The organism is Caulobacter sp. (genome assembly GCF_965279145.1).
GTDB lineage: Bacteria > Pseudomonadota > Alphaproteobacteria > Caulobacterales > Caulobacteraceae > Caulobacter.
This window is the reverse complement of the sequence record NZ_OZ257139.1, coordinates 4,062,455-4,073,524: the sequence shown is the minus strand read 5'-3', so window position 1 is coordinate 4,073,524 and position 11,070 is coordinate 4,062,455. Positions and strand designations below refer to the sequence as shown.

Annotated in this window: 11 protein-coding genes and 1 pseudogene; 10 read left to right on the top strand and 2 right to left on the bottom strand. The window is 66.8% G+C overall.

The annotated features are described in order from the left end of the window. Complete coding sequence (locus ACQY9P_RS19030) at positions 1-1,209, top strand: acyltransferase family protein (protein ID WP_421737668.1); 1,209 nt, start codon at positions 1-3, stop codon at positions 1,207-1,209. Here ACQY9P_RS19030 and phhA read toward each other — a convergent pair. Then, on the bottom strand, positions 1,167-2,048 hold the full coding sequence (gene phhA, locus ACQY9P_RS19025; RefSeq protein ID WP_421737669.1) for a phenylalanine 4-monooxygenase: 882 nt from the start codon (positions 2,046-2,048) through the stop codon (positions 1,167-1,169). The two genes, ACQY9P_RS19030 and phhA, sit on opposite strands and share 43 nt — an antisense overlap. A gap of 81 nt (positions 2,049-2,129) precedes the next feature. Beyond that, positions 2,130-2,459 carry a heat shock protein HspQ gene (hspQ, locus tag ACQY9P_RS19020; protein WP_421737670.1) on the bottom strand — a complete coding sequence of 110 codons (330 nt, stop codon included), beginning with the start codon at positions 2,457-2,459 and terminating at the stop codon, positions 2,130-2,132. A 155-nt stretch (positions 2,460-2,614) separates the two neighbouring features. Here hspQ and ACQY9P_RS19015 point away from each other — a divergent pair, with 155 nt between their 5' ends. From ACQY9P_RS19015 to ACQY9P_RS18975, 9 genes and pseudogenes are all read left to right on the top strand, one after another. Then, a complete protein-coding gene (locus ACQY9P_RS19015) occupies positions 2,615-3,742 on the top strand; it encodes a Ppx/GppA phosphatase family protein (RefSeq protein ID WP_421737671.1) in 1,128 nt (375 codons plus the stop codon). Then, the gene (locus ACQY9P_RS19010) at positions 3,739-4,449 is read left to right on the top strand and encodes an RlmE family RNA methyltransferase (protein ID WP_421737672.1); all 711 of its coding nucleotides are present in this window, start codon (positions 3,739-3,741) and stop codon (positions 4,447-4,449) included. The genes ACQY9P_RS19015 and ACQY9P_RS19010 overlap by 4 nt, the downstream gene beginning before the upstream one ends. Then, positions 4,446-5,492 (top strand): potassium channel family protein, encoded by a 1,047-nt coding sequence (locus ACQY9P_RS19005; protein WP_421737673.1) that lies wholly within the window; start codon positions 4,446-4,448, stop codon positions 5,490-5,492. Before ACQY9P_RS19010 ends, ACQY9P_RS19005 begins: the two co-directional genes overlap by 4 nt. Before the next feature lie 76 nt (positions 5,493-5,568). Further along, positions 5,569-7,032: an IMP dehydrogenase gene (gene guaB / locus ACQY9P_RS19000; RefSeq protein ID WP_421737674.1), complete on the top strand. Its 1,464-nt coding sequence runs from the start codon at positions 5,569-5,571 to the stop codon at positions 7,030-7,032. A 3-nt stretch (positions 7,033-7,035) separates the two neighbouring features. Next, complete coding sequence (locus tag ACQY9P_RS18995; RefSeq protein WP_421737675.1) at positions 7,036-7,431, top strand: MAPEG family protein; 396 nt, start codon at positions 7,036-7,038, stop codon at positions 7,429-7,431. A gap of 4 nt (positions 7,432-7,435) precedes the next feature. Next, positions 7,436-8,704 (top strand): RsmB/NOP family class I SAM-dependent RNA methyltransferase, encoded by a 1,269-nt coding sequence (locus ACQY9P_RS18990; RefSeq protein WP_421737676.1) that lies wholly within the window; start codon positions 7,436-7,438, stop codon positions 8,702-8,704. A 55-nt stretch (positions 8,705-8,759) separates the two neighbouring features. Continuing rightward, positions 8,760-10,319 carry a glutamine-hydrolyzing GMP synthase gene (guaA, locus tag ACQY9P_RS18985; RefSeq protein WP_421737677.1) on the top strand — a complete coding sequence of 520 codons (1,560 nt, stop codon included), beginning with the start codon at positions 8,760-8,762 and terminating at the stop codon, positions 10,317-10,319. 178 nt (positions 10,320-10,497) lie between these two features. Beyond that, positions 10,498-10,800 carry an Arm DNA-binding domain-containing protein gene (locus ACQY9P_RS18980; RefSeq protein WP_428151679.1) on the top strand — a complete coding sequence of 101 codons (303 nt, stop codon included), beginning with the start codon at positions 10,498-10,500 and terminating at the stop codon, positions 10,798-10,800. Continuing rightward, positions 10,794-10,973 (top strand): annotated as a pseudogene (locus ACQY9P_RS18975) (IS5/IS1182 family transposase); the annotation flags it as partial. The gene ACQY9P_RS18980 and the pseudogene ACQY9P_RS18975, both read left to right, overlap by 7 nt. Positions 10,974-11,070 lie beyond the last annotated feature (97 nt).

Below are 11,070 nucleotides of genomic sequence, written 5' to 3'. Positions count from 1 at the left end.
ATGACCACGACCACGTCTCCCGACCGCAGATACGATCTCGACTGGATCCGGGTCGGCGCGTTCTTCCTGCTGATCCTCTACCACGTCGGCATGTTCTACGTACCGTGGGACTGGCACGTGAAGACGCCGCATCCCGTCGACGGGGTGATGCCCTTCATGCTGCTGACCAATCCTTGGCGCCTGACCTTGCTGTTCCTGGTCTCCGGCGCGGCGACGCGGTTCATGGCCGACAAGATGACGGTGGGAAAGTTCACCGGCGCGCGGATCGCGCGGCTGCTGCCGCCGCTCTTGTTCGCGATGTTCGTGATCGTGCCGCCGCAATCCTACTATGAGATCGTCGAGGCCGCGGCGGCGACGCCCAGCATCATCGTCGACGCCTATCCGGTGTTCTGGGTGAAGTATGTCACGGCCTCGGGTCACTGGTGCGACGCCGACGGATGCCTGATCACCCCGACCTGGAACCACATGTGGTTCGTCGCCTATCTGCTGTTCTACACGCTGGTCCTGGCGGTCCTGCTGCTGGTCTGGCGCAAGGCGGGCGAGCACATCCAGGCGGGCGCCGAGCTTGTGCTGAAGGGCGTCGGTCTGGTCGTCTGGCCTGTCCTGTTCCTGGGCGTCATGCGCGCCTTGCTCTACGCCCGGTTCGGCGAGACCCACGCCCTGGTCGGCGACCACTATGTGCACGCCGTCTCGTTCAGCGCCTTCCTGCTGGGCTTTGGTCTGGCCAAGTCGGAGATCCTGCGTCAGCGCCTGATCGCCGCCCGCTGGCCTGCTCTGGCCCTGGCCGTGGCGGCCTGGGCCGTCTGGGCCAGCTATGTCTGGATCTATCGCGCCGACGACGCCAACCCGCCCGAGACGCTGCGGATGGTCATGCGGTTTGTATTCGCCACTGACACCTGGTGCGCGATCGTCGCCATCCTGGGCTTCGGCGCCAAGCACCTGAACAAGGGCGGACCGGCGTTGCGCTACCTGACCCTGGGCGTCTTCCCATTCTATCTGGTCCACCAGACCCTGATCGTGGTCATGGCCCATCACCTGGCCAAGCTGGGCCTGCCTCAGGGACTGGAAGCGACGATCCTGATCATCGCCACCTTCGCCGGCTGCTTCGCCACCTATGAGATCGCCCGGCGGCTGCCGGTGGTGTGCTGGCTGTTCGGCCTGAAGCCTCAGCCGCGCGCGGAAGCCAGCCGCCCGCCGGTCTTGGCGTAAGCCTGGGTCCCGCGCGTGAACACGGTGTCGCCGGGCAGGATCTCGGCGATACCGATGTCGCTGGCCATGGCCAGGCGGTCATAGATCGGCGCGAAGTCCTGGAGGGTGACCTCCTGCAGGGTCTGGATCGAGTCGATCACGAAATAGGCCTGCTGGAAGTCATCGATCCGATAGGGGGTGTGCATCACCCGCTCCAGATCGAAGCCGATGCGGTTGGGGGAGGGATCGTCGAGGGCGAAGACGGACTCGGCGCGCGACGAGACGATGCCCGCGCCATAGATGCGTAGGCCGGCGTCGGTGCGCATCAGGCCAAATTCAACCGTGTACCAGTAGAGACGCGCCAAATTGGCCAGGCGGCCCAGCTCCAGAGCGCGCTGGCCGCCCCGGCCATAGGCCTGCATGTAGTCGGCGAAGACCGGATCGGTCAGCATCGGCACGTGGCCGAAAACGTCGTGGAAAATGTCGGGTTCCTGCAGATAGTCCAGTTCGTCGGGCTTGCGGATGAACTGGCCGGCGGGAAAGCGGCGATGGGCCAGATGGTCGAAGAACACGTCGTCGGGGACCAGGCCCGGGACGGCGACCACGCTCCAGCCGGTCAGGCGCTGGAGCTCTTCATTGATGCGCGCGAAGTCGGGAATGCCCGACCGGTGCAGGTCCAGGGCGTCCAGGCCGCTGAGAAACGCGTCGCAGGCGCGGCCGGGCAACATGGCCGTCTGGCGCTCATACAGCGTGATCCAGACCTCGTGCTCGGCGCTGGAATAGGCGCCCCAGCCCTGATCGATGGTCCAGTCCGCCCGGGCTCCGGGCGGTGGAGAGGTGATGAAGCCGTCTGCGCTCATGGAACGACGCTACGCCCCGTTCATGGCAAATATCGTTCGGAATTTGCGCTGAATAGAGTGTTCGCTGGTCAGACCTTGCGCCTAGTGCGAGATCCGGGGGCGAAGCTTGTAGGCGCCGTGATCGAAGGACTCGAAGATCACCGCCGTCTGCGGATGCTGCACCGGCTCGCCGGTCTCGTCGGCCAGCAGGTTCTGCTCCGACACATAGGCGACGTAGGTGTTCTCGTCGTTTTCAGCCAGCAAATGGTAGAAGGGCTGGTCCTTGACCGGCCGGATGTCCTCGGGGATCGACTCCCACCATTCGTCGGTGTTGGCGAACACGGGGTCCACGTCGAACACCACGCCCCGGAACGGAAAGATCCGGTGCTTGACCACCTGGCCGATCGCGAATTTGGCGAATCTCGAATTCATGATGTGGAGAATAGCAGGCTCGCCTGACTGAATCCTGAACGGAGCGTTCCGCGAACGGATAACAAGGCTTCCGCCCCCCGCCGGGGCGTTGCTATGTTCGGCCTCGAAGTGAGGCGCCGTGATTTGCGGCGTCTGCGAGACAAGGTGGAAAGACCATGTCGGAGGCGCCGCGTGCGCCCGGCGCGCCGACTTCTCCTCGAGAGGAGAGCGGGCGGCGCCGGCGGCCGCCGGGCGAGTCGTCGTGTTATGCGGCGCTCGATCTTGGCACCAACAATTGCCGCCTGCTGGTGGCGACCCCGTCTCCGCGCGGTTTCCGCGTCGTCGAGGCCTATTCCCGCATCGTGCGTCTCGGCGAAGGCCTGTCCCAGACGGGGAGGCTCTCCGAGGCGGCCATGGATCGCTCGATGGCGGCGCTGAAGGTTTGCGCCGAGAAGATCCGCCGCCGGCGGGCGGTCAAGATCAAGGCCGTGGCCACCCAGGCCTGCCGGGGCGCAGACAACGGGGCAGAGTTTGTCCAGAGGGTCGCCGACGAGACGGGTCTGAAGCTGCAGATCATCAGTCCGCGCGAGGAGGCCCAGCTCTCGGTCGCCGGGTGCATGAGCCTGTTCGATCGCGAATCGGACGGCGCCCTGGTGGTGGATGTCGGCGGGGGCTCGACCGAGCTGTCCTGGGTCGACCTGAAGGGGGGCGGGCTGGACGCCAAGCCGCGCCAGTTCGCCGCGTGGAAGCTGCCGATCAAGGCCTGGCTGTCGATTCCGGTCGGCGTCGTGACCCTGGCCGAACGCTTCCCGGAAGGCGACCGGGTCGAAGAGGGCTGGTTCAGGGCCATGGTCGATGACGTCAAGGCCCGGATCGAGGCCTTTCCGCACGCCGAACCCATGCGCGAGATGTTCCAGCAGGACCGGGCGCATCTGGTCGGCACCTCGGGGGCGATCACCAGCCTGGCGGGCCTGCATCTGGGTCTGCCGCGCTATGACCGCAACGTCGTCGATGGCCTGTGGATGGACCGCAAGGACTGCGAGATCGCCGCTGATCGCCTGCTGGGCCTGACCGCCGCCGAGCGGGCCCAGGAGCCCTGCATCGGCGCCGACCGCGCCGATCTGGTTCTGGCCGGAGCGGCGATTCTTCAGGCCGTTCAGGAGCTTTGGCCCTGTTCTCGCGTGCGTGTGGCCGATCGAGGGCTTAGAGAGGGGCTCCTGATGTCCCTGATGTCCGAACAGCAGCGTCGCCCGCGTCGGCGCCGCCGGGGCGGCGCGTCCAAGTCAAAGCCGGTGTCCGAATGACCGATGAAGAACCGCCGCGCAAGCGCATGGTCAAGCCGCCCGCCGGGGGAACCGAAGCCGGCCGCGCCAAGCCCGCGCGCCTGAAGAAGACCTATGGCCGCACCACCTCTCAGCAGGCCTGGCTGGAGCGTCAGATCAACGATCCGTTCTCGGCCAAGGCTCGCGCCATGGGCTATCGCAGCCGCGCGGCGTTCAAGATCAGCGAGATCGACGAGAAGTTCGGCTTCTTCAAGAAGGGCGTCCGCGTCATCGATCTGGGCTGCGCGCCCGGCGGCTGGCTGCAGATCGCCGTGGAGCGGGGTGTGACCCAGCTGGTCGGCGTGGACCTGCTGCCGGTCGATCCCGTCGAGCCGGCCCACATCCTGGAGATGGACTTCACCGACGACGCCTGCCCGCCCAAGCTGATCGAGCTGCTGGGCGGCGCGCCGGACCTGGTGCTGTCGGACATGGCGCCCAATACCGTGGGCCACCGCGAGACCGATCACCTTCGCATTGTCGGCCTGATCGAGATGGGCGCCGAGTTCGCCATCGAGGTGCTCAAGCCCGGCGGAGCCTTCGTCGCCAAGGCCTTCCAGGGCGGCGAGACGGCGGACGTCATCGCCCGCCTCAAGAAGCATTTCGACAAGGTGGTGCACTACAAGCCCAAGGCCAGCCGGGCCGACAGCTCGGAGGTGTTCCTGGTGGCGACGGGGTTTCGGGGGCGGTGACCCGGGCAGCGCACGTTCTTGATGGACTGACGGCGCGCCCGTTTCGCAATCTTTCGATCGCCGTTGTCTTCGTTCTGCTGGTCGCCGTCATGGCGGTGACCGCCTATGTCGGGGCGGGATGGTCTTTCTCCGACGCGCTCTACATGGTGACCCTGACCATCTTCACCGTGGGCTATGGTGAAGTTCGCCCGATCAACACCGACTACTTGCATGCGGTAACCATGGCCACGATGCTGTTCGGGTGTACGGGGGTGATCGTGGTGACCGGCGCCCTGGTCCAGGCGCTGACCCAGTCTCAACTCGAACAGTTTTTTGGAAAACGCGTGGAACGGGACATCGAACGCCTCGACGGCCACATCGTCATTTGTGGCTTTGGCCGGATCGGCCTGATGCTGGCGGCGGAGCTGTCGGCGGCGGGCGAGACCTTCGTCGTCATCGAGCGCGAGGAGCCGCGTTGCCAGGAGGCGCGCGAGCTGGGCTATCTTTGCCGCCATGCCGACGCCACCGACGAGGACGTGTTGCGCGCCGTTCACGTCGAGCGGGCCAGGATCCTGGCTACGGTGCTGCCCGACGACGCGGCCAATGTGTTCATAACGCTGTCGGCGCGAAGCCTGAACGCCAAGCTCGAGATCATCGCCCGCGGCGAGCGCCCCTCCACGGAACGCAAGCTGCTGCAGGCGGGCGCCGACAAGGTGATCCTGCCCACCCATATCGGCGCCGAGCGCATCGCCGAGCTGATCCTGTTCCCCAAGCTGGCGGAGTATCTGCGCGGCGCCACGCCGGACCAGGCCGGTCTCGGCGAGTCGCTGTCCAGCCTTGGCCTGGATCTGGGCGTGGTTGTCGCGCCAGTCTCATTCGGCGCGCGGGCGATTACGGTCGGTGAGTTCGAACGACGGGGCGGCAGCCTTCTGGTGGTTCGCATAGACCGGGCCGACGGCTCGGTGCTGCAGCGGCCGAACGCTCAGGAGGTCATTCGCGCGGGCGACGGCTTGCTGGTGGTTTCCCGGCTTGGTCGTTCGGGTCTTGGCGCGATCGCCGACTAGGCCGTCGATTTGCGCGGACGCGCCTCGACAAACCTGGACCTCGCCGCTATACCCGCGCCGCAAAATGGAGACTCCAATGGAGATTCGCGAAGGGCTCACCTTCGACGACGTTTTGCTCGAACCCGGTCCGTCAGACGTCATGCCGACCCAGGTGACGACCGAGACCAAGTTCACGCGTGAAATCAGTCTGAACATACCGCTCGTGTCCGCCGCCATGGACACGGTCACCGAAAGCCGCCTCGCCATCGCCATGGCCCAGGCCGGCGGCATGGGCATCCTGCACCGTAATCTGACGGTGGACGAACAGGCCGACCACGTGCGCGAAGTGAAGCGCTACGAGAGCGGCATGGTCATCAATCCGCTGACCATCAATCCCGACACCACCCTGGCCGAGATCCGCGAGATCAAGGCCCGCCGCAAGATCTCGGGCTTCCCGGTGGTCGAGCCCAAGACCGGCAAGCTGGTGGGCATCCTGACCAACCGCGACATGCGGTTCGAGGGCGACGACAAGGTGCCGGCCTCGGCGCTGATGACCCGCGACAACCTGATCACGGTGGGCGAGGGGATCGATCACCGCGAGGCCCGCGAACTACTGCGCAAGCACAAGATCGAGCGCCTGATCGTTGTCGACGAGGCCTATCGCGCCGTCGGCCTGATCACCGTCAAGGACATCGAGAAGGCCCAGGCTCACCCCCTGGCCGCCAAGGACGACAAGGGCCGGCTGCTGGTCGGCGCGGCCTCGACCGTCGGCGACGCCGGCTTTGAGCGCTCCATGGGGCTGGTGGACGCCGGCGTCGACGTCGTCGTGATCGACACCGCCCATGGCCACTCCAGCCAGGTCGCCCAGGCCGTCAGCCGTCTGAAGCGCGAAGCCAACCGCGTCCAGATCGTCGCCGGCAACATCGCCACCTATGACGCCGCCCGCGCCCTGATCGACGCCGGCGCCGACGCGGTGAAGGTCGGCATCGGTCCGGGCTCGATCTGCACCACCCGCATCGTCGCGGGCGTGGGCGTGCCGCAGCTGACCGCGATCATGGAGGCCGTCCGCGCCGCCCGTGAAAGCGGCACCCCGGTCATCGCCGACGGCGGCATCAAGTATTCCGGCGATCTGGCCAAGGCCATCGCCGCCGGCGCCAGCACGGCCATGATGGGCTCGATGTTCGCCGGCACCGAGGAGGCTCCGGGCGAGGTGTTCCTGTACCAGGGCCGCTCGTACAAGAGCTATCGCGGCATGGGCTCGGTGGGCGCCATGGCCCGCGGCTCGGCCGACCGGTATTTCCAGAAGGAAGTGACCGACAGCTTCAAGCTCGTGCCGGAAGGCATCGAGGGCCAGACGCCGTTCAAGGGCGCCATCGCCCCGGTCCTGCACCAGCTGGTCGGCGGTCTTCGCGCCGCCATGGGCTATGTCGGCGCTCCCACGATCGCCGAATTCCAGGACCGCGCCCGCTTCGTGCGCATCACCGGCGCGGGCCTGCGGGAAAGTCACGTCCACGACGTGATGATCACGCGGGAAGCGCCCAACTATCCGAGCGCGGTCTAGATCATGCGGGTCGCCGTCGAACTTCAACTCCTCGCCATCGCGGTCCTGGTCGGACTGGTCCACCTGCTGTGGGCCGCCGCCGCCGCGCAACCGCAGCGGGGTCTGAAGTGGAACGTCGGCCCGCGCGACGAACCGGTGGTCCTGACCGGAATGGCGGGGCGCCTCGAACGCGCCTTCGCCAATTTCCGCGAGACCTTCCCGCTGTTCGCCGCCGCCGTGCTCGTCACCTATCTGTCGGGCCGGATCGGCTATCTGACCGCCCATGGCGCGCTGCTCTATGTGGCGGCCCGAGTGGTCTATATGCCGCTCTATGCGTTCGGCATTCCCTATGTTCGCAGCTTGGTCTGGCTTTTGTCCTTGATCGGTCTCGGGATGGTCCTCGCGGCCATGGTGGTCTGAGACCATGCGGGACGGAGGACGGGTTTCAGCAGCGATCGAGGTTCTGGCCGAGATCGAGGCGCGGCATTTTCCGGTGAAGATGGCGCTTAAGCGCTGGGGCGAGAGCGCGCGCTATGCCGGCTCCAAGGACCGGGCGTTCGTCTCGGGCCTGGTGCTGGACGCCCTGCGTCGCAAGCGCTCGCTGGGCTTCATGATGGGCGACAGCAGCGCGCGCGGCGTGGTGCTGGGCGTGCTGGCCCATGTCTGGGGCTGGTCAGCCGAACGCGTCGCCGAGATGGCGGGCGAGGAGCACGGTCCCGGCGCTCTGGCCGAGGCCGAGATCAAGGCGCTGGCGACGCCCGCCTCGCTGACGGACGCGCGGGCGGCGGTCGCGGGTGACTATCCCGACTGGCTTGAGCCCTTCCTGGCCCGGGCTCTGGGCGATGGCGTGCGCGACGAGATGGCGGCCCTGTCGCAACGGGCCCCCGTCGACCTGCGCATCAACACCATCAAGACCGACGCCGAGCGAGGCGCCAAAGCCGTCGCCCTCATCGGCGGCGAGCCGGCCGGCGTGCTGGAAAACGCTTTCCGCATTCCCGCGCCGCAAGCGGCCGATCGCACGCCTTCGGTCGAGGCCGTCCCGGCCTTCTCCAAGGGCTGGTTCGAGGTGCAGGACCTGGGCTCCCAGATCGCCGCCACGATGGCCGGCGAGATCAAGGGCAAGCAGGTGCTGGACTTCTGCGCCGGGGGCGGGGGCAAGACCCTGGCCCTGGCCGCGGCCATGAACAACACCGGCCAGATCTTCGCCCACGACAGCGACGCCCGCCGCCTGGCCGACACGATCCGTCGCGGCCAGAGGGCAGGGGTCCGCAACCTGCAGATCCGCTCGCCGATCGAGGCCGAACCCCTGAAGGGCCTGGAAGGCAAGCTGGACGTCGTCTTCGTCGATGCGCCCTGCACCGGTTCAGGCACCTGGCGCCGTCACCCTGATGCGAAATGGCGTTTGTCACCCGACCAGCTGGCCAAGCGCCAGATCGAGCAGGACAGCGTGCTGATCGACGCCGCCGACTTCGTCAAACCGGGCGGGCGCCTCGTCTATGTGACCTGCTCGCTGCTGGTCGAGGAGAACGAGGACCGCGTCGCCGCCTTCCTGGCGCGCCGGCCCGACTTCGCCGTCAAGCCGATCGCCTTCGAGGCGGTCGCCGGACATGTCAGCGCCCAGGGCTACCTGCGCCTGACGCCCCACACCGCCGGTACGGACGGCTTCTTCGCCGCCGTGCTGGAACGAACATAAGAGTCCTTCTCCCCTTGGGGGAGGAGGTCCTGAACACGCCGGAGACCCATCGCCCATGACCGCCCCCGTCCATCACCAGCGCGTTCTGATCGTTGATTTCGGCAGCCAGGTGACCCAGCTCATCGCCCGCCGGGTGCGCGAGGCGGGCGTCTATTGCGAGATCCATCCGTTCGACAAGGCCGAGGCCATTGTCGATGACTACGCCCCTTCGGCGATCATCCTGTCGGGCGGCCCCGCCAGCGTGTTGGAAGCCGACAGCCCCCGCATCGGCAAGAAGCTGTTCGAGCTGGGCGTGCCGCTGCTGGCCATCTGCTACGGCCAGCAACTGCTGTGCGACGTGCTGGGCGGCAAGGTCGAGGGCGGCCACGCCGGCGAGTTCGGTCGCGCCGAGCTGACCATCGGCAAGACCAGTCCGCTGTTCGAAGGCCTGGCCGGCGTCGGCGAGCTGGAAACCGTCTGGATGAGCCACGGCGACCGCGTCACCGCCATCCCGGACGGCTTCGAGGTGATCGCCACCTCGAACGGCGCGCCCTTCGCGGCCATCGCCGACGACGCCCGCAAGATCTATGCGGTGCAGTTCCACCCCGAGGTGGTCCACACCGTCAACGGCACACAGGTCTATCGCAACTTCCTCAAGCTCGCCGGTCTGCGCGGCGACTGGACCATGGCCGCGTTCCGGCAGGAGATGGTCGAGAAGATCCGCGCCCAGGTCGGAACCGGCAAGGTGATCTGCGGCCTGTCGGGCGGCGTCGACAGCTCGGTGGCCGCCGTGCTGATCCACGAAGCCATCGGCGACCAGCTGACCTGCGTGTTCGTCGACACCGGCCTGCTGCGCCACAACGAGGCCGAGCAGGTCGTCACCCTGTTCCGCGACCACTACAATATTCCGCTGGTCCATGTGGACGCCGGGGCCGAGTTCCTGGGCGCCCTCGCCGGGGTCAGCGACCCGGAGACCAAGCGCAAGATCATCGGCGGCAAGTTCATCGACATCTTCGACCGCGAAGCCGCCAAGATCGACGGCGCCGACTTCCTGGCCCAGGGCACGCTCTATCCGGACGTGGTCGAGAGCGTCTCGGCGCGCGGCGGCCCCTCGGCGGTGATCAAGAGCCACCACAATGTGGGCGGTCTGCCTGACTTCATGAAGCTGAAGCTGGTCGAGCCGCTGCGCGAGCTGTTCAAGGACGAGGTCCGCGCCCTGGGCGTCGAACTGGGCCTGGCTCCGGCTTTCGTGGGACGCCATCCGTTCCCGGGTCCGGGTCTGGCCATCCGCATCCCTGGCGACATCACGCCCGAGAAGGTCGCGGTGCTGCAGCAGGCCGACGCCATCTATCTGGAAGCCATCCGCGAGGCGGGTCTCTACGACAAGATCTGGCAGGCCTTCGCGGTGCTGCTGCCGGTCAAGACCGTCGGCGTGATGGGCGACGCCCGCACCTACGAGAACGTCCTGGCCCTGCGTGCCGTGACCTCGACCGACGGCATGACCGCCGACTTCTTCGAGTTCCCCTGGGACGTGCTGGGCAAGACCGCCACCCGCATCATCAATGAAGTCCGGGGCGTCAACCGCGTCGTCTATGACGTGACGAGCAAGCCGCCCGGCACGATCGAGTGGGAATGACGGGGCGTCGTTTCGGGGCTATCGCCGGCGCGCTCTTCGTTTGGCTTTAGGGCTGACGGCGTTTTCGCGCGCTTTCGGCCGCTTTCAGGGCCAGCCGGAGACCGTCAGTGTTGAGCGACAGCAAGCTCAAGTCCCTGAAACCCCGTGATAAAATCCACGAGGTCGCGACCGTGACGGCATTTACGTCACCGTCTCTCCGGCTGGAGCGATCTCGTTCCGCCTCGGCTACCGGATGAACGGTCGCCGCCAGAGCCTGACTCTGGGCCGGTACGGGCCAGATGTCATCACTCTGGTGAGGGCTCGGGAACTGGCGATGGCCGCTCGCAAGGAGGTCCGGGAAGGGCGTTCGCCCATTATCGACAAGCGGCGTGCCATGGCCAAGCTGCAAGACGCCAGAACGTATGGAGAGTGGGCCAATAAGTGGCTCGACAAGGCGCAGACCGACTCCGCAACGCCATGCCGCAAGCTGGAGCCGCGCTAGTCATTCCGCCCAAGCGCAACCGTCGCGTCCAGCACGCCTAAGACACCGACGTCCACAAAGAGCGCAATCGCGTTGAACGCTTCTTCAACAAACTCAAGCACCTCCGCCGCGTCGCCACCCGCCATGACAAGCTGCTCGCCAACTTCATGGGCTTCGTCATCATCGCCATATTGATTTCGCCGTGGCGAGCTTTTGGGCGTTGGCGTCGAACAGTCGCTGATCGCACTATCGCCAATCAAGGTCCGCGCGATCGCATGAACCTGCCAGCTT

What these genes read in the sequence shown, in the direction of transcription:
- ACQY9P_RS19030 (WP_421737668.1), top strand. Translation starts at nt 1, where the DNA reads ATGACCACGACCACGTCTCCCGACCGCAGATACGATCTCGACTGGATC.
- phhA (WP_421737669.1), bottom strand. Translation starts at nt 2,048, where the DNA reads ATGAGCGCAGACGGCTTCATCACCTCTCCACCGCCCGGAGCCCGGGCG.
- hspQ (WP_421737670.1), bottom strand. Translation starts at nt 2,459, where the DNA reads ATGAATTCGAGATTCGCCAAATTCGCGATCGGCCAGGTGGTCAAGCAC.
- ACQY9P_RS19015 (WP_421737671.1), top strand. Translation starts at nt 2,615, where the DNA reads ATGTCGGAGGCGCCGCGTGCGCCCGGCGCGCCGACTTCTCCTCGAGAG.
- ACQY9P_RS19010 (WP_421737672.1), top strand. Translation starts at nt 3,739, where the DNA reads ATGACCGATGAAGAACCGCCGCGCAAGCGCATGGTCAAGCCGCCCGCC.
- guaB (WP_421737674.1), top strand. Translation starts at nt 5,569, where the DNA reads ATGGAGATTCGCGAAGGGCTCACCTTCGACGACGTTTTGCTCGAACCC.
- ACQY9P_RS18995 (WP_421737675.1), top strand. Translation starts at nt 7,036, where the DNA reads ATGCGGGTCGCCGTCGAACTTCAACTCCTCGCCATCGCGGTCCTGGTC.
- ACQY9P_RS18990 (WP_421737676.1), top strand. Translation starts at nt 7,436, where the DNA reads ATGCGGGACGGAGGACGGGTTTCAGCAGCGATCGAGGTTCTGGCCGAG.
- guaA (WP_421737677.1), top strand. Translation starts at nt 8,760, where the DNA reads ATGACCGCCCCCGTCCATCACCAGCGCGTTCTGATCGTTGATTTCGGC.